Annotated in this window: 17 protein-coding genes and 1 pseudogene; 14 read left to right on the top strand and 4 right to left on the bottom strand. The window is 70.7% G+C overall.

The features are described from left to right. The first annotated feature begins 620 nt into the window (after positions 1–620). The 3 genes and pseudogenes from AB5J50_RS22920 (at position 621) to AB5J50_RS22910 (ending at position 3,876) form a co-directional block, all read left to right on the top strand. Positions 621–1,757: a lipid II:glycine glycyltransferase FemX gene (locus AB5J50_RS22920; RefSeq protein ID WP_369260269.1), complete on the top strand. Its 1,137-nt coding sequence runs from the start codon at positions 621–623 to the stop codon at positions 1,755–1,757. Between the two features lie 123 nt (positions 1,758–1,880). Next, positions 1,881–2,777, top strand: a pseudogene (locus tag AB5J50_RS22915) (ATP-binding cassette domain-containing protein); the annotation flags it as partial. A gap of 148 nt (positions 2,778–2,925) precedes the next feature. Beyond that, positions 2,926–3,876, top strand: coding sequence for a DMT family transporter (locus tag AB5J50_RS22910; RefSeq protein ID WP_369260268.1), 951 nt, complete (start codon positions 2,926–2,928; stop codon positions 3,874–3,876). Here the strand turns inward: AB5J50_RS22910 and AB5J50_RS22905 are convergent. Continuing rightward, positions 3,873–4,559, bottom strand: a complete 687-nt coding sequence (locus AB5J50_RS22905; protein WP_369260267.1) for a hypothetical protein — start codon at positions 4,557–4,559, stop codon at positions 3,873–3,875. The two genes, AB5J50_RS22910 and AB5J50_RS22905, sit on opposite strands and share 4 nt — an antisense overlap. A 146-nt stretch (positions 4,560–4,705) precedes the next feature. Here AB5J50_RS22905 and AB5J50_RS22900 point away from each other — a divergent pair, with 146 nt between their 5' ends. The 8 genes from AB5J50_RS22900 (at position 4,706) to AB5J50_RS22865 (ending at position 14,850) form a co-directional block, all read left to right on the top strand. Next, entirely contained in the window at positions 4,706–5,530 is an 825-nt protein-coding gene (locus AB5J50_RS22900; RefSeq protein ID WP_369265485.1) for a TIGR03084 family metal-binding protein, read from the top strand. Continuing rightward, positions 5,527–7,230, top strand: coding sequence for an acyclic terpene utilization AtuA family protein (locus tag AB5J50_RS22895; RefSeq protein ID WP_369260266.1), 1,704 nt, complete (start codon positions 5,527–5,529; stop codon positions 7,228–7,230). Before AB5J50_RS22900 ends, AB5J50_RS22895 begins: the two co-directional genes overlap by 4 nt. Then, complete coding sequence (locus AB5J50_RS22890) at positions 7,227–8,825, top strand: acyl-CoA carboxylase subunit beta (RefSeq protein WP_369260265.1); 1,599 nt, start codon at positions 7,227–7,229, stop codon at positions 8,823–8,825. Before AB5J50_RS22895 ends, AB5J50_RS22890 begins: the two co-directional genes overlap by 4 nt. Before the next feature lie 10 nt (positions 8,826–8,835). Next, entirely contained in the window at positions 8,836–10,683 is a 1,848-nt protein-coding gene (locus tag AB5J50_RS22885) for a biotin carboxylase N-terminal domain-containing protein (protein WP_369260264.1), read from the top strand. A gap of 66 nt (positions 10,684–10,749) precedes the next feature. Next, entirely contained in the window at positions 10,750–11,910 is a 1,161-nt protein-coding gene (locus AB5J50_RS22880) for an acyl-CoA dehydrogenase family protein (RefSeq protein ID WP_369260263.1), read from the top strand. Positions 11,911–11,948: 38 nt separating this feature from the next. Further along, positions 11,949–13,514 carry a 4-coumarate--CoA ligase family protein gene (locus AB5J50_RS22875; RefSeq protein ID WP_369260262.1) on the top strand — a complete coding sequence of 522 codons (1,566 nt, stop codon included), beginning with the start codon at positions 11,949–11,951 and terminating at the stop codon, positions 13,512–13,514. Then, entirely contained in the window at positions 13,511–14,245 is a 735-nt protein-coding gene (locus tag AB5J50_RS22870; RefSeq protein ID WP_369260261.1) for an enoyl-CoA hydratase family protein, read from the top strand. Before AB5J50_RS22875 ends, AB5J50_RS22870 begins: the two co-directional genes overlap by 4 nt. Next, positions 14,233–14,850, top strand: a complete 618-nt coding sequence (locus tag AB5J50_RS22865; RefSeq protein ID WP_369260260.1) for a TetR/AcrR family transcriptional regulator — start codon at positions 14,233–14,235, stop codon at positions 14,848–14,850. The genes AB5J50_RS22870 and AB5J50_RS22865 overlap by 13 nt, the downstream gene beginning before the upstream one ends. A gap of 34 nt (positions 14,851–14,884) precedes the next feature. Here AB5J50_RS22865 and pdxH read toward each other — a convergent pair whose 3' ends face one another. Beyond that, positions 14,885–15,523: a pyridoxamine 5'-phosphate oxidase gene (gene pdxH / locus AB5J50_RS22860; RefSeq protein ID WP_369265484.1), complete on the bottom strand. Its 639-nt coding sequence runs from the start codon at positions 15,521–15,523 to the stop codon at positions 14,885–14,887. 557 nt (positions 15,524–16,080) lie between these two features. On the opposite strand from pdxH, the gene AB5J50_RS22855 reads away from it, so the two are divergent. Further along, positions 16,081–17,181, top strand: a complete 1,101-nt coding sequence (locus AB5J50_RS22855; RefSeq protein ID WP_369260259.1) for a citrate synthase 2 — start codon at positions 16,081–16,083, stop codon at positions 17,179–17,181. Positions 17,182–17,233: 52 nt separating this feature from the next. Here AB5J50_RS22855 and AB5J50_RS22850 read toward each other — a convergent pair whose 3' ends face one another. Continuing rightward, on the bottom strand, positions 17,234–18,262 hold the full coding sequence (locus tag AB5J50_RS22850; RefSeq protein ID WP_369260258.1) for an isopenicillin N synthase family dioxygenase: 1,029 nt from the start codon (positions 18,260–18,262) through the stop codon (positions 17,234–17,236). Positions 18,263–18,799: 537 nt separating this feature from the next. Further along, a complete protein-coding gene (locus AB5J50_RS22845) occupies positions 18,800–19,369 on the bottom strand; it encodes a nucleotidyltransferase family protein (protein ID WP_369265483.1) in 570 nt (189 codons plus the stop codon). Between the two features lie 177 nt (positions 19,370–19,546). Here AB5J50_RS22845 and AB5J50_RS22840 point away from each other — a divergent pair, with 177 nt between their 5' ends. Both AB5J50_RS22840 and AB5J50_RS22835 read left to right on the top strand, forming a co-directional pair. Beyond that, on the top strand, positions 19,547–20,794 hold the full coding sequence (locus tag AB5J50_RS22840; protein ID WP_369260257.1) for an RNA-guided endonuclease InsQ/TnpB family protein: 1,248 nt from the start codon (positions 19,547–19,549) through the stop codon (positions 20,792–20,794). 187 nt (positions 20,795–20,981) lie between these two features. Continuing rightward, a complete protein-coding gene (locus tag AB5J50_RS22835) occupies positions 20,982–22,415 on the top strand; it encodes a PAS domain-containing protein (protein ID WP_369260256.1) in 1,434 nt (477 codons plus the stop codon). Positions 22,416–22,476 lie beyond the last annotated feature (61 nt).

Here is a 22,476-nt window from a genome sequence, read left to right as displayed (position 1 = left end):
GGATGCCAGTTTCCGGGGGCCCAGGCAGGCTGTCGCCCGGCGGGGCGGTCCAGGGACAGCAGCGGTCACTGTGCCGTACCGGCGTGCGGGCTGGGGAGCGATGCTCTGGCTGGTGACCGCTATCTCACCTGATCGGCCGTCATCGGTAGCCCGCGGATGGTGTCGGCCTGGTGGGAAGCCCCCGGGTGCGGTGTGGTGACGATCAGCGTCCGGGGGCTTCTCCGGGCCGCCCCCGAGCGGAGATCGAGGGAAAGCCGCCATCACTGTGTTGCGGAGGCGGTTGCGGAGGAAGCGACTGGCGGGCCTGTTGTCCCTCTCTCCCCCCGACAGCCGTCGCGGCTTCGCCCGCAGGGTCGGAGTTTTGATCCCTTCCCGCCGCCACGCGTCCGGCTCGACGCTCCCGGGGTCACCCACAGCACCAGGTCGTCCGCGTCCGCGAGGACCAGTCGGCACAGCAGAACGCGGGCCTCTTCCGGGCTAACTTTCGCGTCGTCGAGGACGACAGCACGGACCGCCGGCCGCAGGTTCACGGAAGGCGTCCGGACACGCTGGTGGGAAGCCCGCGTGCCGAAGCCCGTAAGTACGCTGGCAGCCCCACCCCCCCATAAGGAGTGCCGCATATGAGGCTCCGTCTGCAGGCCATCACCCGTGAAGAGCATCTGGCGTTCGTCAGGACGCGGGCCTCGGCCAGTCACATGCAGGTGCCGTCGTGGGGTGAGGTGAAGCCGGACTGGCGGGCGGAGAGTCTGGGGTGGTTCGACGACAACGGAGGCGGAGGCGGGACCCTGGTCGGGGTGGGCCTTGTGCTGCTGCGCCCGCTGCCGAAGGTGAAGCGGTACCTCGCCTATCTGCCGGAGGGCCCGGTCATCGACTGGCACGCGGCGGATCTCGCCGAACGCTGGCTCGCACCGATGCTGACGTACCTCAAGAGCCGCGGCGCGTTCTCGGTGAAGATGGGCCCGCCCGTCGTCGTACGCCGATGGAGCGCGGACGCGGTCAAGGCGGCGATCGCCGATCCGGCGGCGCGACGCCTTGGGGACGTGGAGGCGACGGCGTACGAGCCCGGTGCCGTCGAGGTCGCCGACCGGCTGCGCCGCATGGGATGGCAGCGGACCGAGCCGGGCGGCGAGGACGGCTTCGCGGCCGGACAGCCGCGGTACGTCTTCCAAGTGCCGTTCGCCGGGCGGTCGCCGGAGGAGATCCACCGGGGTCTCAACCAGCAGTGGCGGCGCAACATCAAGAAGGCCGAGAAGGCCGGTGTGCAGGTGGTGCGGGGCGGTTACGACGACCTGCCCGCCTTCTACGAGCTGTACGCGGAGACGGCCGAACGCGACCGTTTCATCCCGCGCCCGCTGCCCTACTTCCAGCGCATGTGGACCGCGTTGACCGCCGAGGACCCCGACCGTATGCGGCTCTACCTCGCCCACCACGAGGGCGACGTCCTCGCGGCGGCCACCATGCTGACCGTCGGCACCCACGTCTGGTACTCCTACGGCGCCTCCACCAGCCGCAAGCGCGAGGTCCAGCCCAACAACGCCGTCCAGTGGCGCATGATGACCGACGCCCATGAACTGGGCGCCGCCGTCTACGACTTCCGCGGCATCACCGACACCCTCGACGAGAGCAACCACCTCCTCGGCCTCCTCCGCTTCAAGGCGGGCGCGGGCGGCGAGGCCGTCGAGTACCTCGGCGAGTGGGACTTCCCGATCAACCGGCTGCTGCACAAGGCGCTGGACCTGTACATGGCGCGCCGCTGAGGCCCCCGAGTCCCGGCGGCGGACATCCAGCACTCAGGCTTTTAAGCCAACCCTCAGGTTTCATAAGGCGATTCACAGTTCCCCTTTGCTGTTTTTGACTGCGCCTTGGTGCGGCACCCGTGTGGCGTGCCGGTCGGCGACTTCCCGCTGGCGCGGCTGCGCGAGTACGTCACGCTGCTGCCGCAGGAGACCCTGGTCCTGCACGACACCGTCCGCGCGAACATCGCGTGCGGTCGTTCGGGTGCGAGCGACGAGGCGATCGTGGAGGCGGCGCGGGCGGCCGACGCCCACGAGTTCATCATGAGTCTGCCCGAGGGCTACGACACCAGGATCGACCCCAACTCGGCCCGGCTGTCCGGCGGCCAGCTGCAACGGCTCGCCATCGCCCGCGCCATCCTGCGCGACGCACCCGTCCTGGTCCTCGACGAACCGACGACCGGCCTGGACGCGATGGCCGCGCGCCGCGTGGTCAAACCGCTGCGCCGCCTGATGGCGGGCCGTACGACCATCATGATCACGCACGACCTGAACCTCGCCCCCGACGCCGACCGCATCCTCGTCGTCGACCACGGCCGCATCGTCGAGACGGGCCGCCACGACGAGCTCCTGTCCCGCGGCGGCGCGTACTCCCGCCTGCACCGCTCCCAGAACAACGCACTCATGGACACGGGGGAGCTGCGGCTGCCGCTGTTCGTGGAGGGGGCAGGGGCGGCTGGGGTGCCGGTCGCGGTTCCGGTTTCGGTTCCGGGGTACGGGGACGTGCCGTACGGCAACGCCGCCTACGACCACGGTGTGTACGGGAACGCCGTGTACGGGGACCCGGCGTACGTCTCGGCTTCCCCGGCCTCAGCGGCTTACCCGGCGTATTACTCGGAGGGACCGCAGGGAGTCGTCAGCGGCTTCCCGGTCGCCGACGGCTGGTACGCCTTCCCGGGCACGGTCCCGGATCACCTGGTCCAGGATCATCTCTCCGACGGTCGCCCCCTTTTCCGGGACGAAGCGCCCTGGACCGGCGCCTGACGGGCCCGCCTGCCCGCTCTCCGTCTCCGGCGCCCCAGGACAGTCGTATAACGGGTTCACACGCCTGACAGAGTCCATTACCCTGGACCGGCAGGTGCAGCATGATGAACGAACCCCGAGTCGATGTCCCGGAACCCTGGAAGGCCCCGTGAACACCCCCAGCGCCGCCCCGTCCTCCCCGGCCTCGACCGCCGCCCCCGCGACGGCACCCGTGCCCACGCCGGGCGGCCCGGGCCGACGAGGTTCCCTGGGGCCGGTGGGTCTGGTCCTCGCCGGAGGCGTCTCGGTGCAGTTCGGCGGGGCGCTGGCCGTGACGCTGATACCCAGGGCCGGTGCGCTGGGTGTCGTGACCCTGCGACTGCTCGCGGCGGCGATCGTGCTGATGGTGGTCTGCCGCCCCCGGCTGCGCGGCCACTCCCGCACCGACTGGGGCACGGTCGTCGTCTTCGGCATCACGATGGCCGCGATGAACGGCCTCTTCTACCAGTCGGTCGCCCGCATCCCGCTCGGCCCGGCGGTCACCCTGGAGGTACTCGGCCCCCTCGCCCTCTCGGTCCTGGCCTCCCGACGGGCGATCAACATGCTCTGGGCCGGACTCGCTCTTGCCGGTGTCTTCCTCCTCGGCGGCGGAGGCTTCAGCAGCCTGGACCCCACAGGTGTCGCGTTTGCCCTGGGGGCGGGCGCCATGTGGGCGACTTACATAGTCTTCAGCGCACGTACGGGCCGCCGCTTCCCCCAGGCCGACGGACTGGCCCTCGCGATGGCCGTCGCGGCCCTGGTGTTCCTCCCGCTGGGCATCGCGGAGGCGGGCGTGAAACTGCTGGACCCGACGACGGTCGCCCTGGGCTCGGCCGTGGCGGTCCTCTCCTCCGTCCTCCCCTACACCCTCGAACTCCTCGCCCTGCGCCGCCTGCCCGCCTCCACCTTCGCCATCCTCATGAGCCTGGAACCGGCGGTCGCCGCGACGGCCGGCTTCCTGGTCCTCCATCAAGCCCTCTCCGCGACGGAGGCCGCCGCGATCGCCCTGGTCATCGCGGCCAGCATGGGGGCGGTGCGGACGCAGGTGGGACGGGGGAAGGCGAAGGGGCTGGACGGCTAGGGCAGCCGCCCGTCCGGCTTTTGGCGCACCTGATCACGGGCGGACCGGGCGGAGCTGAGCAGACCCATATAGCCGTACGGCCGCTCGTGCTCCCCGAACCACAGCTGCGGCGCCCGCGCGTACGCGGCCGCGGCGAGTTCGCGCCCCCAGCGGCGGCTGGCGTACATCGGGATCGCGAGGCGGTAGCGGCGGTCCGGCAGACCGGGGCGCGGCGGCTGGTCCCGCACGACGAGTGGCTTGAGCAGCGGATCGGCGTCGTCGACATCGCCGTACGGGCACAGTTCAAGGCTCATGATCTTCTGGCCGGCCCTGGCGTTGCCCTTGTGTGCCCAGTACAGCCCGACCCCGGCCAGTGACTGCCACGGCACCACTGTCTGCCGCTCGCGGCTGTGCCGCCACCACACCCCGTACGCGTCGAAGGCGAGCAGCGTCCCGCGCCCCGCCCACAGCGCGAATGCCATCAGCACCCCCAACCCGCCCAGGAACAGCAGCCACACCGCGGCGAAGATCCACTGCCCGACGCCCGCCCCGCCCTTCGCCGCCGTGACGACGAGCGGCAGGGGCGCGAGACAGAGCGCGATCAGCGTGCCCGGCAGTCCGGTCCGAAGCCGACGCATCCCGAAGCGGTAGACGGTGGCGTCGGGGGCGGGGTGAGCGGGCGGAGGGGGTGGAGAGGGAAACATGGCGGCAGAGCCTAGCGGGGTGACCTGGGCATGACGAAGTCCTCCGTAGCCGCATCTGCGCCAATTAATGCAAGCATGCTTGATTGTTTCTGTGGCCACTGCCATGCTCCGGGACACACAACGTCGTGCCCCGAGGGGAGCGCATGGTGTCCGACCCGTCGCCCGTGATCGACGATCTGTGCCGGGAGAGCGAGGAACTCGACCGGCTCGTGGGGGAGTTGGGGGAGGAACGGTGGGCGGTCGCCACACCGGCTCCCGGGTGGACCATCGCCCACCAGATCGCCCATCTCGCCTGGACCGACCGCGCCGCGCTGCTCGCCGTGACCGACGCGGAGGCCTTCGCCAAGGAGGTCGAGAAGGCGCTCGCCGCGCCGGACGGATTCGTGGACGAGGGTGCGGAGGAGGGCGCCGCGCTGCCGCCGGCCCGACTGCTCGCCGACTGGCGGTCGGGGCGGGCCGCCCTGGAGGAGGCCCTGCGCGCGGCACCCACGGGAACGCGGTTTCCCTGGTACGGCCCACCCATGTCGGTCGCCTCTATGGCCACCGGCCGTCTTATGGAGACCTGGGCCCATGGACAGGACGTGGCCGATGCGTTGGGTGTGATGCGCGCACCCACGGACCGGCTGAAGCATGTGGTGCGCATCGGGGTGCGGGCGCGTGACTTCGCCTTCGGGGTACGAGGGCTCACCGTGCCCGGCGAGGAGTTCCGCGTGGAACTCGTTGCTCCGTCCGGCGAGTTGTGGACCTACGGCCCGGCGGACGCCGCCCAGCGCGTCACCGGCCCGGCCCTCGACTTCTGCCTGCTGGTGACCCAACGGGCGCACCGCGCCGACCTCGCCGTACGGGCACAGGGCCCCGACGCCGACCGGTGGCTGGACATCGCCCAGGCCTTCGCGGGCCCGCCGGGGGGCGGACGCGCGCCGAAGGAGCCTGGACGCGAGCCGGGGGAGCCGAAGGGGACCGGGCGGTGACCGCCGTACGACCGCTGCGCATCGGCAACGCCTCCGGTTTCTACGGCGACCGCTTCGACGCCCTGCGCGAGATGCTCACCGGCGGTCCGCTGGACGTCCTCACCGGCGACTATCTCGCCGAGCTGACGATGCTCATCCTGGGCCGTGACAAGCTGAAAGACCCGAAGCGCGGGTACGCCAAGACCTTCCTGGGCCAACTGGAGGAGTGCCTCGGCCTCGCGCACGAGCGCGGCGTGCGTGTCGTCGCGAACGCGGGCGGACTCAACCCGGCCGGACTCGCCGACGCCGTGCGGGAGTTGGCGGACAGGCTCGGCATCCCGGTGCGTGTCGCCCATGTCGAGGGCGACGACCTGACGCACCGATACCCGGGGAGTCTCGCCGCGCACGCCTACCTCGGCGGCGCCGGTATCGCCGCGTGTCTGCGCGAGGGCGCGGACATCGTCGTCACGGGGCGGGTCACGGACGCGGCACTCGTCACGGGGCCCGCCGTCGCCCACTTCGGCTGGGGACCGGGGGACCACGACCGGCTCGCGGGCGCCGTCGTCGCCGGGCACGTCCTGGAGTGCGGCACCCAGGCCACCGGCGGCAACTATGCCTTCTTCGCCGACCACGACCCGGCCCTTCTGCGCCACCCCGGCTTCCCGCTCGCCGAACTCCACGAGGACGGTACGAGCGTCATCACCAAACACGTCGGCACCGGCGGTCTCGTCGACGTCGGTACGGTCACCGCACAGCTCCTGTACGAGACGCAGGGCGCCCGGTACGCGGGCCCCGACGTCACCGCCCGGCTCGACTCGGTCCGGCTGACCCGGGAGGGCCCCGACCGGGTCCGGATCGAGGGAGTGCGCGGGGAGGCCCCGCCGCCCACCCTCAAGGTCGGCCTCAACCGGCTCGGCGGCTTCCGCAACGAGGTCGTGTTCGTCCTGACAGGACTCGACATCGAGCGCAAGGCCGCCCTCGTGCGCGACCAGTTGGACACGGCACTCGCCACCGCCAAGTCCCGCCCGGCGGAGGTGCGGTGGGATCTCGCCCGCACCGACCACCCCGACGCCCCCACCGAGGAGACCGCGAGCGCACTGCTCCGGCTCGTCGTACGGGACGCGGACCAGAACGCGGTCGGCCGCGCGCTGAGCGGAGCCGCCGTCGAACTGGCGCTGGCGAGCTACCCCGGATTCCATGTGATGGCGCCACCTGGGCCGGGCTCGCCTTATGGGGTCTTCGAGGATGTGTACGTCCCCCATGGCGCCGTCGACCATATGGCGGTCCTCCACGACGGGCGTCGGGTGCCTGTGGCTCCGGTCGAAGACACCCGCGTACTGGAGACGCCGGAAGAACCACCGTTGCCCGAGCCGTTGCCCTTGACCGGACCGACCCGCCGTGCGCCACTCGGCCTTGTCGCCGGCGCCCGCAGCGGTGACAAGGGCGGGAACGCCAATGTCGGGGTCTGGGCGCGCACGGATGACGCGTGGCGGTGGCTGGCCCATCAACTGACCACGGACAGATTTCAGAGTCTGGTGACGGAAAGCCGCCCTCTGAAAGTCGTCCGGCACGTACTGCCCAACCTCCGCGCCCTCAACTTCGTCGTGGAAGGAATCCTCGGCGAGGGCGTCGCCTCCCAGGCCCGTTTCGACCCCCAGGCCAAGGCCCTCGGCGAATGGCTCCGCTCCCGTCACCTGGACATACCGGAGAGCCTCCTGTGACCGTCCTTTCCTCCGCGCTCGACATCAGCGGCCCCGACTACACCGCCCACCGCGAAGCCATGCTCACCAAGCTCGCCGAGCTGGACACCGAGCACGCCAAGGCGCTCGCGGGCGGCGGCGAGAAGTACGTCGCCCGGCACCGACAGCGCGGCAAGCTGCTCGCCCGGGAGCGGATCGAGCTGCTCCTCGACCCGGACACACCGTTCCTGGAGCTGTCGCCGCTGGCCGCGTACGGCAGCGAGTACGCGGTCGGCGCCTCGCTGGTCACCGGGATCGGGGTCGTCGAGGGCGTGGAGTGCCTGATCACGGCGAACGACCCGACCGTGCGCGGCGGTGCCAGCAACCCCTGGAGCCTGAAGAAGGCCCTGCGGGCCAATGACATCGCGCTCGCCAACCGGCTGCCCTGCATCAGCCTCGTCGAGTCGGGCGGCGCCGATCTGCCGTCACAGAAGGAGATCTTCATCCCCGGGGGTGCGATCTTCCGCGACCTCACCCGGCTGTCGGCGGCCGGAATCCCCACCGTGGCGGTCGTCTTCGGGAACTCCACCGCCGGAGGCGCGTACGTCCCCGGCATGTCCGACCACGTGATCATGGTCAAGGAGCGGGCCAAGGTCTTCCTGGGCGGGCCGCCGCTGGTGAAGATGGCCACCGGTGAGGAGAGCGACGACGAGTCCCTGGGCGGTGCCGAGATGCACGCGCGCGTGTCGGGTCTCGCGGACTACTTCGCCGTCGACGAGCAGGACGCCCTCCGCCAGGCCCGGCGCGTGGTCGCCCGCCTCAACCACCGCAAGGCGTACGGCGATCCGGGCCCGGCAGCCCCTCCCAAGTACGACGAGGACGAGCTCCTGGGGATCGTCCCCGGCGACCTGAAGCACCCCTTCGACCCGCGCGAGGTCATCGCCCGCATCGTCGACGCCTCCGACTTCGACGAGTTCAAGCCCCTCTACGGGACGAGCCTGACGACCGGCTGGGCGACGCTCCACGGCTACCCCGTCGGCATCCTCGCCAACGCCCAGGGCGTGCTCTTCAGCGCCGAGTCCCAGAAGGCCGCCCAGTTCATCCAGCTCGCCAACCAGCGCGACATCCCGCTGCTCTTCCTGCACAACACCACCGGCTACATGGTCGGCAAGGAGTACGAGCAGGGCGGCATCATCAAGCACGGCGCGATGATGATCAACGCGGTGAGCAACTCACGGGTCCCGCACCTGTCCGTGCTGATGGGCGCCTCCTACGGAGCCGGTCACTACGGCATGTGCGGGCGCGCGTACGACCCGCGCTTCCTGTTCGCCTGGCCCAGCGCCAAGTCGGCCGTCATGGGCCCCCAGCAGCTCGCGGGCGTCCTGTCGATCGTCGCCCGGCAGTCGGCGGCGGCGAAGGGGCAGCCGTACGACGACGACGCCGACGCGGCGCTGCGCGCCATGGTCGAGCAGCAGATCGAGTCCGAGTCGCTGCCGATGTTCCTGTCCGGGCGGCTGTACGACGACGGGGTCATCGACCCGCGCGACACCCGCACCGTTCTCGGCCTGTGCCTGTCCGCGATCCACACGGCGCCCTACGAGGGCGCGCGCGGTGGCTTCGGCGTCTTCCGGATGTGAGGTCTCCTCAGTGATCAGCTCAATCCTTGTGGCCAACCGGGGCGAGATCGCCTGCCGTGTCTTCCGCACCTGCGGTGAGCTGGGGATCCGAACGGTCGCCGTGTACTCGGACGCCGACGAAAACGCCCTCCACACGCGCGTGGCCGACGCGGCGGTACGGCTGCCGGGCGCGGCGCCCGCGGAGACGTATCTGCGCGGCGATCTGATCGTGAAGGCGGCCCTGAGCGCCGGCGCGGACGCCGTGCACCCCGGGTACGGCTTCCTCTCCGAGAACGCCGGCTTCGCGCGGGCCGTCCTCGACGCGGGCCTCGTCTGGATCGGCCCGCCGCCCGAGGCGATCGAGGCGATGGCCTCCAAGACGCGCGCCAAGAAGCTGATGGGCCTCGCACCCCTGGAGACGGTCACCGCCGACGACCTCCCGGTCCTCGTCAAGGCGGCCGCGGGCGGCGGCGGACGCGGAATGCGCGTCGTCCGGGAACTCGCCGACCTGGACGCCGAGTTGACGGCCGCCCGCGCCGAGGCCCTCAGCGCCTTCGGCGACGGCGAGGTCTTCGTCGAGCCCTACGTAGAGGGCGGCCGGCACGTCGAGGTGCAGATCCTCGCCGACACGCACGGCACGGTGTGGGCGCTCGGCACCCGCGACTGCTCCCTCCAGCGCCGCCACCAGAAGGTCATCGAGGAGGCCCCGGCGCCCGGCCTCGGCGACCTCACGGAAACCCTCCACGACCTGTCCGTACGTGCGGCCCGAGCCGTCGACTACGTGGGCGCCGGGACGGTCGAGTTCCTGGTCGCCGACGGCAAGGCCCACTTCCTGGAGATGAACACCCGCCTCCAGGTCGAACACCCCGTCACGGAAGCCGTCTTCGGCATCGACCTCGTGGCCCTCCAGATCCGTGTCGCCGAGGGCGAGCCGCTCGACAACGACCCCCCACGCGCGCGCGGCCACGCGATCGAGGCCCGCCTGTACGCCGAGGACCCGGCACACGCGTGGGCCCCGCAGACCGGCACCCTGCACCGCCTCACCGTCCCGGACGGCATCCGCCTCGACACCGGCTACACCGACGGCGACCCCATCGGCATCCACTACGACCCGATGCTCGCCAAGGCCGTCGCCCACGCCCCCACGCGCGCACAGGCCCTCCGCAAGCTGAGCACGGCCCTGGAGCGCGCCGAGATCCACGGCCCGGTCACCAACAGGGAGCTGCTCGTACGGTCCCTGAGGCACCCGGAGTTCGCCGGCGCCCGCATGGGCACCGGGTTCTACGACCGTCACCTGCCCGAGCTCACGACGGTCCTCCCGGACCCGTACGCCCCCCTGGCCGCCGCCCTCGCGGACGCCCACGGCCGCTCCCGGTTCGGCGGCTGGCGGAACCTGCCCGCGCAGCCCCAGACCAAGCGCTACCTCATGGCGGGCACCGAGCACGAAGCCCACTACCGGCACACCCGCGAGGGCCTGACCGCCGACGGGGTGCGCGTGGTGCACGCCGACGCCCGCCGCGTCGTACTCGAAGTGGCCGGCGTTCGGCGGAAGTTCGACGTCACCCAGTACGACGACCAGATCTTCGTGAACGCCACCGCCCTCACCGCCCTGCCCCGCTTCCCCGATCCGGCCACGCACCACGCCCCAGGCTCCCTGCTCGCACCGATGCCCGGCACGGTGGTCCGCGTGTCGGAGGGCCTGACCGCAGGAGCCGCCGTACGGGCCGGAGAGCCCCTGCTGTGGCTGGAGGCGATGAAGATGGAGCACAAGATCTCCGCCCCGACGACAGGCACGCTCACGGCCCTGCACGCGACCCCCGGCCAGCAGGTGGAGGTCGGGACCCTCTTGGCCGTGGTTCAGGAAGACGCGCCCCTTTAGGGGCGCGGGGAACTGCGCGAGCAACCACATACGACCCGCACTGTCGAGACGTCCTCAGGAGCCCCGATGAGCCTCGCCATGGAAACCGAAGAGCACAAGGCCCTCCGTTCCGCCGTAGCCGCCCTAGGCAAGCGCTACGGCCGCGACTACCTCACCAAGGTCGTGGCCGAAGAAGCCCACCCCGACGAACTCTGGTCCGAGGCAGCCAAGCTCGGCTACCTCGGCGTCAACCTGCCAGAGGCATACGGCGGTGGAGGCGGCGGCATAGCCGAACTCTCCATCGTCCTGGAGGAACTGGGCGCGGCGGGCTGCCCCCTGCTGATGATGGTCGTGTCGCCCGCGATCTGCGGCACGGTCATCGCCCGCTTCGGCACCGAGTCCCAGAAGCGGCAATGGCTCCCGGGCCTGGCCGACGGCACCCGCACCATGGCCTTCGGCATCACGGAGCCCGACGCCGGCTCCAACTCGCACCGGATCACCACCACGGCCCGCCGCGACGGCGACACCTGGCTCCTCACTGGCCGCAAGGTGTTCATCTCCGGCGTCGACATCGCCGACGCGACACTCATCGTCGGCCGCACGGAGGACGCGCGGACGGGCAGCCTCAAGCCCTGCCTGTTCATCGTCCCGCGCGACGCCGACGGTTTCGAACGGCGCCGTATCGACATGGAACTGCACGGCGCGGAGAAGCAGTTCGAGCTCACTCTCGACGACGTACGGCTGCCCGCCGACGCCCTCGTCGGCGACGAGGACGCGGGCCTGCTCCAGCTCTTCGCCGGGCTCAACCCCGAGCGCGTCATGACGGCCGCGTTCGCGATCGGCATGGGCCGCTACGCGCTGAACAGGGCCGTCGAGTACGCGCGTGAACGCACCGTCTGGAAGGCGCCCATCGGCGCCCATCAGGCCGTCGCCCACCCCCTCGCGCAGGCCCACATCGAGCTCGAACTCGCCCGGCTGATGATGCAGAAGGCGGCGTTCCTGTACGACTCCGGGGACGACGTCGCGGCCGGAGAGGCCGCCAACATGGCCAAATACGCGGCCGGCGAGGCCTGCGTGAAGGCCGTCGACCAGGCCGTGCACACCCTCGGCGGCAACGGCCTCACCCGCGAGTTCGGCCTCGCTTCACTGATTACGGCGTCGCGCGTGGCTCGTATCGCACCGGTCAGCAGGGAGATGATTCTCAACTACGTCTCCCACCAGACCCTGGGCCTGCCCAAGTCGTACTAGGCCGTTCAAGGTTGTACAACGCCGTACTAGGAGGAACCGTGTTCCGCAGCGAGTACGCAGATGTCCCGGCCGTCGAGGAACCCATCCACGAGGCCGTCCTCGGCCGCGCCGCCGAGCGCGGCGACACACCCGCGCTCATCGACGGCGTCGACGGGACCACGCTCACCTACGGCCAGCTGGACGTGTTCCACCGCCGGCTGGCCGCCGCGTTCGCCGAAACGGGCGTCCGCAAGGGCGACGTACTGGCCCTGCACAGCCCGAACACCATCGCCTTCCCGACGGCGTTCTACGCGGCCACGCGCGCGGGGGCCTCGGTCACCACCGTGCACCCGCTCGCCACGCCCGAGGAGTTCGCCAAGCAGCTGCGCGACTCCGCCGCGAACTGGATCGTGACCGTCTCACCCCTCCTGGAGACGGCACGCCAGGCCGCCGAACTCGCCGGCGGCGTACGGGAGATCTTCGTCTGCGACAGCGCGCCCGGACATCGCTCGCTGGTCGACCTGCTCGGCACCACCGCGCCCGAACCGCAGAGGGACATCGACCCCGTCGCGGACATCGCCGCCCTCCCGTACTCCTCGGGCACCACCGGCATCCCCAAGGGCGTGATGCTCACCCACCGGTCCATAGCCACCAACCTCGCGCAGCTCTCGCCCCTGCTGCCGATGGGCCCCGGCGACCGCATCCTCGCCGTGCTGCCCTTCTTCCACATCTACGGGCTGACGGCCCTGATGAACGCGCCCCTGAGGCAAGGCGCCACCGTCGTCGTACTGCCGCGCTTCGACCTGGACACCTTCCTCGCGGCCATCGAGAAACACCGCATCAGCGGCCTCTTCGTGGCCCCGCCGATCGTCCTCGCGCTCGCCAAGCACCCGGCCGTCGCGCAGTACGACCTGTCGTCCCTGAAGTACATCATTTCCTCCGCCGCACCCCTGGACGCCAAGCTCGCCGTCGCGTGCGCACAGCGGCTCGGACTGCCGCCCATCGGCCAGGGCTACGGCATGACGGAACTGTCGCCCTGCACCCACCTCGTCCCCCTGGACGCCGAGAACGCGCCCCCAGGGACGGTCGGCAAGCTCGTACCGGGCACCGAGATGCGCATCGTCTCCCTCGACGACCCCGACATACACCTGGGCGTCGGCCAGGCCGGCGAGATAGCCATCCGCGGCCCCCAGGTCATGAAGGGCTACCTCGGCCGCCCCGACGACACCGCCGCGATGATCGACAAGGAGGGCTGGCTGCACACCGGAGACGTCGGCTACACGGATGCCGACGGCTGGCTGTTCGTCGTCGACCGCGTCAAGGAACTCATCAAGTACAAGGGCTTCCAGGTCGCCCCCGCCGAGCTGGAGGCCCTGCTGCTCACCCACCCCGCCATCGCTGACGCCGCCGTCATAGGCGTCTACAACGAGGACAACAACGAAGTCCCCCACGCCTACGTGGTCCGCCAGCCGTCCGCGACCGACCTCTCCGAAGGAGAGGTCATGATGTACGTCGCCGAACGCGTCGCCCCGTACAAGAGGGTCCGTCAGGTCGCCTTCATCGACGGAATCCCCCGGGCGGCCTCCGGGAAGATCCTGCGCCGGGAACTGCGGGGCCTGTCGTGACCGTTGTCCACAGGGCGCACGAACGCGCCGTCACCACCCTCACCCTCGACTCGCCCGGCAACCGCAACGCCCTCTCGGCCGTGCTCGTGGACGAACTCGCGGACGGCCTCACCTGGTGCGGCAAGGACAGCGACGTACGCGCGATCGTCCTCGCCCACACCGGGAACACGTTCTGCGCGGGCGCCGACCTGCGCGACCCGCCGCACCCGGACGCCTTCGTCTCGCTGCTGCGGCAGATCGTCGAGCTGCGCAAACCCGTGCTGGCCCGGGTGACCGGCCATGTGCGGGCGGGCGGACTCGGGCTGCTCGGCGCCTGCGACATCGCGGCCGCTTCCACAGAGGCCACTTTCGCCTTCACGGAGGTACGGATCGGCGTCGCGCCCGCCGTCATCTCCCTCCCCCTGCTGCCCCGCACCGACCCCCGCGCCCTCGCCCGCTACTACCTCACCGGCGAACGCTTCGACGCCGCGGAGGCGGTCCGCACCGGGCTCCTGACGGCGACGGGCGACGACGTGGACGCCGTACTCGCCCCCGTCCTCGACGGTCTGCGCCGTGCCTCCCCCCAAGGCCTCGCCGAGACGAAACAGCTGCTCACGGCTAAGGTGCTGGAAACCTTCGACCGGGACGCGGCCGACCTGACCGCGCTCTCGGCCAGGCTGTTCTCCTCCGCGCAGGCCCGCGAGGGAATGACCGCCTTCCTCGAACGACGGGATCCCGCATGGGTGGTGTAGGCACGACGGAGCATGGCGCGCGTCTTCCGCATGTCCCCAAGCAGGACCGCAGCCGGGCCACCCGGCAGCGGCTCCTGGCAGCCGCCGTGTCCTGCCTCGCCGAACACGGCTGGGCGGGCTCCACGGTCTCCGTCGTCGCCGAACGCGCCGGCGTCTCCCGGGGCGCCGCTCAGCACCACTTCCCGACCCGCGAGGACCTCTTCACCGCGGCCGTCGAGTACGTCGCCGAGGAACGCTCCACCGCCCTGCGCGCCCTCTTCCCCGACGGCGCCGCCGACCGCCGCGTCGTCGTCGCCGCCCTCGTCGACCTCTACACCGGCCCCCTCTTCCGCGCCGCCCTCCACCTCTGGGTCGCCGCATCCAACGAGGAACAGCTCCGCCCCCGTGTCACCGAACTCGAGGCCCGCGTCGGCCGCGAGACCCACCGCATAGCGGTCGACCTCCTCGCCGCCGACGAATCCCGGCCGGGCGTACGCGAAACCGTCCAGGGCCTGCTGGACATGGCCCGCGGCCTGGGCCTCGCCAACCTCCTCACCGACGACGGGGGGCGACGCGAGCGCGTGGTGGAGCAGTGGGGGGCGCTGATGGAAGAGGCGCTCGGCTGAGACGGGTCGTGCTGAACCGGGTCGCCGGCCGGGCTCAGGGGCTGAGCCGCTCCACCCGCCAGCTGCCGTCCGGCTCCGCCACGTACCGGAGGCGGTCGTGGAGACGGTTTTCGCGCCCCTGCCAGAACTCGACCGACTGCGGGGCGATACGGAAACCACCCCAGTTCGGCGGGACGGGGACCTGCTCGCCCTCCGGGTAGCGGGCGCTCAACTCCGCGTACGAGGCATCCAGCTCGACGCGGGAGTAGATGACCGAGGACTGGGCGCTGGCCCAGGCACCGAGCTGGGAGCCGTGCGGGCGGGTGCGGAAGTACGCGGCGGTCTCGTCGCGTCCGGTGCGCCGGGCCGTGCCGGTGACGATGACCTGGCGGGCCATCGGATGCCACGGGAAGAGCAGCGAGATGTACGGGTTCTCGGCCAGCTCGCGGGCCTTGCGGGAGTCGTAGTTGGTGTAGAAGACGAAGCCCTGCTCGTCGTACTGCTTCAGCAGCACCGTGCGCGAGCTGGGCCGGCCCTCGGCGTCCGCCGTGGCGACGACCATCGCGTTCGGCTCGTGCACGAAACCGTGCATCGCGGCCTGCGCCGCCTGGTTGAACCAGCGGGCGAACTGGTCCATCGGGTGCGGGGCGAGGTCCGCCTCGTCCAGCCCCTCGGCGCGATAGTGCGCACGCATCGCGGCGGGGTCGGCGGCGAATTCTTCGGCGTCGTCCTCGGCTGCCTCGGCTGCGCGCTGGACGAGGGGCTCGGCGGCGGATTCATCCGGGAAGCGGTCGGTCACGCCGTCATCCTGCCGTATGCACCCTCGCCCCCGATCGCCCCGTGCGCCCTGCCCCCGATCGCCCCATGCGCCCTGCCCCCGATTGCCCTGTGCACCTCGCCTCCTACGGGCGTGTGCTTCATCACTGAGTGGCACTGAGTGCCGCGCACTCTCCCCAAAGGTGGCACTCAGGGATATCGTGCTGCTGCCGTTCCGGTTGGGTGACCGCCAGCCGCACGGGGCATCACCGGGGTGACCGCTTCGGACCGCGAGTCGGTGAGGACTCTTCGAAGAGCTTCCTGGAGCCTTCGAGAGCCTTCGAAACGACCGTGGAACCGGACCGGCACGGACGGACGAACGACCGTCGACCGTCACCCACGCCTGGCACATGGTCACGAACACCGCGTACACCACGTACGCCATGTACACCCCCCACAAAACCATCTGTCGCACACATCACGAGGAGCCGCCTGATGTCCGACTTCGTACCCGGACTCGAAGGAGTCGTCGCGTTCGAGACGGAGATCGCCGAACCGGATAAGGAGGGCGGCGCACTCCGGTACCGGGGCGTCGACATCGAGGATCTGGTCGGCCACGTCTCCTTCGGCAACGTCTGGGGGCTCCTCGTCGACGGCGCCTTCAACCCCGGCCTGCCGCCCGCCGAACCGTTCCCGATCCCCGTCCACTCCGGCGACATCCGCGTCGACGTCCAGTCCGCACTCGCCATGCTCGCCCCCGTCTGGGGCCTCAAACCCCTCCTCGACATCGACGTGCACCAGGCCCGCGAGGACCTCGCCCGCGCCGCCGTCATGGCCCTCTCCTACGTCGCCCAGTCCGCCCGCGGCCAAGGCCGGCCCATGGTCCCGCAGAGCGAGATCGACAAGGCCCAGTCCGTCGTCGAACGCTTCATGATCCGCTGGCGCGGCGAGCCCGACCCCAAGCACGTGGCGGCCGTGGACGCCTACTGGACATCGGCCGCGGAACACGGCATGAACGCCTCCACCTTCACGGCACGCGTGATCGCGTCAACGGGCGCCGACGTCGCCGCCGCCCTCTCCGGCGCCGTCGGAGCCATGTCCGGCCCCCTGCACGGCGGCGCACCCTCCCGCGTCCTCGGCATGATCGAGGAGATCGAACGCACCGGAGACGCCGAGGCCTACGTCAAGCAGGCCCTCGACAAGGGCGAACGCCTCATGGGCTTCGGCCACCGCGTCTACCGCGCCGAGGACCCGCGCGCCCGCGTCCTCCGCCGCACAGCCCGCGAACTCGGCGCCCCCCGCTTCGAGATCGCCGAAGCCCTCGAGAAGGCCGCCCTCGCCGAACTCCACGCCCGCCGCCCGGACCGCGTCCTCGCGACGAACGTCGAGTTCTGGGCCGCCATCGTCCTCGACTTCGCCGAGGTCCCGGCCCACATGTTCACCTCGATGTTCACCTGCGCCCGCACCGCCGGCTGGTCCGCGCACATCCTGGAACAGAAGCGCACGGGCCGCCTCGTACGCCCCTCCGCCCGCTACATCGGCCCCGGCTCCCGCAGCCCCCAGGACATCGTGGGCTACGGGGACATCGCCCACTGACGGCCATGCCCCCGTCGTAACCCCCGTCGTCATCCCCGTCGTACGCCGGTCATCACGCGGGCGTGAGCAACTCCGCGTGATGACGGGCGGCGACCAGCGGATGCGCCCGCAGCTTGCCCTTCAGCTCATTGAACCCGTACTCGGCGAACAGCGGATTCGCCGGATCGTCGGTGACCCCGGGCGCGGCGGAGGCATGCGGGAAGGGCAACGGCTCGACCCGCGCGTCAAGCCGCGGGTTGTAGAAGAAGGGCACCGAGAACCGCTCAGTGGCCCCCGGCGGACTCACCACCCGGTGATTCGTCGCGACCAAGTACCCATTGGTGGCCACCTCCAGCAGCTCACCCAGGTTGACCACGAAGGCCCCCGGCAGCGGCGGCACCTCATGGAACAGCCCGTCCTCCCGCTGCACCTGGAGCCCCCCGACCTGATCCTGGAGCAGCAGCGTCAGAAACCCATAGTCCTTGTGCGCACCGACACCCTGATCGGCGCCGTCACCCGCACTCCCCGGATACCGCACCAGCTTCAGATGCGGATGGGCGCGCGAGCCGAAGACGGGCTCATAGAAATCGGCGGGCGCCCCGATGGCGGCCAGCAGCTCACGCAGCAGCCGCGCCGCGACCGAACTGAGCCGCTCGACCCACGCCAGCGCCGCGACCCGCAGCTCCGGCAGCGCGGCCGGCCACTGGTTCGGCCCCTCCAGCCACCAATAGGCGGGCTCACCCGCCCCGGGTATCCGAGCAGGCCGTTCGGCCCCGATGTCCAGCTGATCCCGCCAGTCCCGGCTCCCACCCGTCCGCTCGTCTCCCGTACGCGTGTACCCACGGAAATGCGGCGAGTTGACGTTGTCGATCGCGAGCCGATCGGCCTCGGGAAGCGCGAAGAACCGGTGCATGGCCCGCAACAGGGCAGCGGTCTCACCCTCGCTCACCCCGTGCCCGACCAGCTGGAAGAACCCCACGTCATGGGCGGCACTGTGCAACTGCGCGTGCAGCAGCGCACGGGACTGGGGACCGCGGTCGGCCGCGGAGAGATCAATGATCGGAAGCTGCTGGTACGGGGAGGAAGACGTGTTCGTCGTCATGAGGTGCGTCCGCAGGGTGTACGGGTGCCCGGGAAGCCGCCAGGGGGTGGGGCGGGGCCACGGGTGCCAAGTGGAAGAAGAACAGAGCAGAAGGGGGCTGGGTCAGGCAGAGCGCCGACAGCCCATGCTCGTGACGCGCACGTAGTCCACGTGCCGGCGTCGAACGAGCATCGGAAGCATGGCCCAAGAGTACTGCTGCCCACTCCATCCGCCTGTGCCCCACCTCACACCCCACGCACGCCCCCGAAAACGCAGACGACCCGCGAGCTCGGGTTCCCTCGCCTCACGGCAAGGGAGCCGGCCGGACGTACCGGCGAGCCCGCGGGTCGGGTGACTGCTGGAGATTGGGCCGGCTGCACGCTCGTATCACGCGCTGGTCCGGCACCGCACTGGATGTGGTGACGGGCCGCTAGCCCGCAGCCACCTCTCCTGTCCGGTTTTCATACATCTGCCGAACCACCTCCCTTCTGGATTGGTCACACTCTAGAAAGCCAAGGAATCCCGTTCAACCGGTTTTCGAGATGTTGAAGTTCGCTGCTACCCAGGCCACTCCAGCACCCGCAGGTCAGGCCACTCCCGCCGCCACCGCTCCGCCTTGTTCTCGTACACCGCCCGGGGCGCGAGAACCGGATTGGGCCGCACCACAAGGTTGAACACCTCAGTCAGTCCATGCGGCGCATAGACCCGCCACTGGCCGTCCGGTTCCAGTCGCACCCCCAGGCAGCACGTCGTCGACGCGAAGGAGTCGGTCGCTGACTCCACGGAGTCGTGGGGCGGGCAAGGGACGCCGAATTTCTGCTCGTACCAGAGGTGGACGCGTGCCTCGTTGCGGATCTCGACGTCTGCCGGGAGGTCGGAGAAGGCCTCGCGGCCGGCGCGGATCGCCGCGTCCTCGGCCTCCCAGGAGAGGTCCGTGGCGTCGAAGTAGAAGACGTCGTAGTCCTTGATGGCGTGGGTGGGGGGCCGGTCGGTGACGACGTTCCAGACGGTCTGGAAGAGGCAGCCGGCGGTGAGGTACCAGTGGGGGAGGTTCAGGGTGGCGGTGCGTTCGAGGATTTTCAGCTTGTTTCTTGCGAGGAACCCCGGGCGTTCACGCCCGGGAGGAATCGCATCCTGGGGCGGGCGGCGCGGAGCGCCGCAGCGTCATGACGTCTGCTCGGCCGCGGAGAGGCCGGGTCTCTCGTCCGGTCAAGGCGCCGACACACGACGATGTGTGTCACCCGTTCAGGTGATCCACTTCGAACGTGCGGTGGCCTGTCGTGCGGGTGTGTACGTTCGGTGGTTGTGAAGCTGGTGGTGCAGGTCAAGCTGTTGCCGACGCCCGAGCAGGCGGCGGCGCTTGAGGTAACCCTGCACGCCTGCAACGAGGCCGCCACCTGGGTGAGCGAGGTGGCCTTCGAGCGCGGTGAGTTCAAGAACTTCGCCCTGCGCAGGCACGCCTACGACACCGTCAAGTCCCGCTGGGGATTGGGCGCGCAGGCCGCCCAGCATGTCGTCAAGAAGACGTGCGACGCGTACACCGCATTGAAGGCGAACCTGAAGGCCGGAAACCTGGGACGGCCCGGCTCGAAGCGCTACCGCCGTGCGACCGAGAAGCCGATCGTCTTCCGCCCCCAGGGCGCGCAGCCCTACGACGACCGGATGCTGTCCTGGCAGATCGCCGAGCGGACGGTGTCGATCTGGACCACCGGCGGGCGGGTCAAGAAGGTGGCGTTCACCGCCTCGGTCGAGCAGCTGGCCACCCTGGCCCTGTACCGCAGGGGCGAGTCCGACCTGCTGGAGCGGGACGGCATGTGGTTCCTGAGCGCCACCTGCGAGATCCCCGAAGCGCCGCCGAACACAGAGCCGGTGGGCTTCCTCGGGATCGACCTGGGCATCGTGAACATCGCCACCACCTCGGACGGCGAGATCATGGCCGGGCGCGAACTCAACCGGATCCGCACACGCGAGCGCGGCCTGCGCGCCAGACTGCAGAGGAAGAACACCCCGTCCGCCAAGCGCCGGCTGAAGAAGCGGCGGTGCAAGGAGGCGCGGCGGGCCAAGGACATCAACCACAAGATCGCGAAACATGTGGTGGCCGAGGCGGAACGCACCGGTCGCGGGATCGCCCTGGAAGACCTGACAGGCATCCGCGAGCGGGTACGGCTTCGCAAGCCCCAACGGGCCATCCACTCCAGCTGGTCATTCGCTCAGCTGGGGGCGTTCATCGCGTACAAGGCCCGCAAGGCGGGGGTGCCGGTGGTGTACGTCGATCCGGCGTACACCTCCCGGACCTGCGCCGAGTGCGGGCACGTAGACAGGGCGAACCGGGTGAGTCAGGCCTGGTTCGCGTGCCGGAACTGCGGATTCGTTGATCACGCAGACCGCAACGGCTCCCGCAACATCCGCGCCCGTGCGTGGGAGTTGTGGCGACGCGGGGCCCAGTCAACGGCCCCTGCCCCACCCCGAACACCTCGGAACGGGGCTGGACGCAAACGCAGCGTCACCGCCAGTGATGCCCGTTGTGCAAGCTCGGCGCTTAGCGCTGGGTAGTTGACGAGTACGTCGTTGTGGGAGAGCGTCGTGCGGAGGGCGCTGAGCTGGGCGTCCAGGGGGAGGCGGGCGATCGGTGAGGGGGTCTGCTGGGGCGGGCGGGGCGGGATTCCGGCGTACAACGATTTCGTCCAATCTTTGGGGAACCTGGTGTGGGCTGGGTCACGTTCGAGTTGAATGATGACGAGTGAGCGAACTGTCGCGCCGTACACGCGGACGCAGCCTGCAGGGGGTCCAGGTGAGTGCTTCCCGGCGTAGTGGGACCACCGATGAGCTGGGGCCGGACGAGCCCGAGCGGGATGGTTCGGATCTGCTTGCCGCGCTGTTGGACGGGATGGACGCGGCGCTGTGTGCTTTTGATGCCGATGGTGTCGTGACCCATTGGAATCGGGAGGCCGAGCGGATTCTGGGGTGGACCGCGGCCGAGGCCGTGGGGCGGCGCGGGTTCGCCGGGTGGGCCGTGCGGACCGCGGACGCGGAGGAAGTCGAAGGGCGGCTGTTGTCCGTCATGCAGGCGCCCGGGCGGCAGGTGCATGAGTTCGCCCTCCTCACCAAGGACGGCGGGCGCGTGCTCGTGCGGACGCAGTCGGCCGCGGTGCGCGGTCCCGACGGCAAGCCCGCCGGGGTGTACTGCGCCTTCAGCGAGGTGCATGCCCAGATCGATCTTGAGCGGTCCATCGCGCTGAGCGAGGCGTTGTTCGAGGACGCCAGCTGGGGTGTGGTGCTGGTGGATGCCGATCTGCGGCCCGCCGTCGTCAACGCTCACGCGGCCCGGGCGCTCGGGACGGGGCGTACGGCCGTGCTCGGGCGGCCTCTCGGCGATTTGCTCTCGCAGGGCGTGGAGGAGCTGGAGAGCGCGCTGACCCATGTGCTGGCCGAGGGTGCGCCGCCCGCGCCGGCCGAGATGTGGGTGAGCGTGCGGACGCAGGAGGGTGAGAAGCGGCGGTGCTGGCGGAGTGGGTTCCTGCGGCTCGCCTCGCCGCTGACGGAGGAACCGGTTCCGCTGGGTGTCGGGTGGCTCTTCCAGGATGTGACCGAGTCCAAGCAGACCGAGCAGGAGGCGGCGCTGCTGCGGTTCCGGGCCAATCAGCTGCACCGGGCGGCACGGGCCGCGGCCGAGTGCGAGGACCCGGGCGAGGCCGCCACGGTCCACCTCGACTTCTCGCTCGCGGGGTTCGCGGATCATGCGCTGATCGACCGTGTGGCGGGGGGTTCGGTGGGGGACGGCGAGGGGCCTGTGCGGCTCGTACGGGCCGCCGCCACGCCTGCCGGGGCGCCGGGGCCGAGTGTGCTCACCGGGAAGGCCGGGCTGCCCGTGCGTTACGGGGACGGGCACCCCGCGGTGCAGTGCGTGGAGCGCGCCGGGTCCGTACGGGCCAGCGCGGGCGCCGCCGATGCCGAACAGGCGCGGGAGTGGGCCGTGGCGCGCCAGTGGCCGCAGGACTCGGTGCACGCCCTGTGCGCGGTGCTGCGCAGCCGGGGGCGGACGCTGGGCGTCGTGACGTTTCTGCGGGGGGCGGGGCGCAGCCAGTTCGAGCGGGCGGATGCGACGTACGCGGAGGATGTGGCCGTACGGATCGCGATGGCGCTGGATCTGGAAGGGCTGGTGGGGCTTTCCTGAGGCGGGACCTGCCCGACTGTCTGAGTGATCACCATCCGAGTGATCACTGTCTGAGTGATCC

It is taken from the genome of Streptomyces sp. R35 (assembly GCF_041053035.1).
GTDB lineage: Bacteria > Actinomycetota > Actinomycetes > Streptomycetales > Streptomycetaceae > Streptomyces > Streptomyces lutosisoli.
Note: the sequence above shows the minus strand (reverse complement) of the source record. Positions and strands in the feature narration are given on the sequence as shown.

Bases quoted from the DNA above. Each gene is read 5' to 3' on its own strand.
- AB5J50_RS22920 (WP_369260269.1), top strand. From the start codon at position 621: ATGAGGCTCCGTCTGCAGGCCATCACCCGTGAAGAGCATCTGGCGTTC.
- AB5J50_RS22905 (WP_369260267.1), bottom strand. From the start codon at position 4,559: ATGTTTCCCTCTCCACCCCCTCCGCCCGCTCACCCCGCCCCCGACGCC.
- AB5J50_RS22880 (WP_369260263.1), top strand. From the start codon at position 10,750: ATGAGCCTCGCCATGGAAACCGAAGAGCACAAGGCCCTCCGTTCCGCC.
- AB5J50_RS22865 (WP_369260260.1), top strand. From the start codon at position 14,233: ATGGGTGGTGTAGGCACGACGGAGCATGGCGCGCGTCTTCCGCATGTC.
- pdxH (WP_369265484.1), bottom strand. From the start codon at position 15,523: ATGCGTGCGCACTATCGCGCCGAGGGGCTGGACGAGGCGGACCTCGCC.
- AB5J50_RS22855 (WP_369260259.1), top strand. From the start codon at position 16,081: ATGTCCGACTTCGTACCCGGACTCGAAGGAGTCGTCGCGTTCGAGACG.
- AB5J50_RS22850 (WP_369260258.1), bottom strand. From the start codon at position 18,262: ATGACGACGAACACGTCTTCCTCCCCGTACCAGCAGCTTCCGATCATT.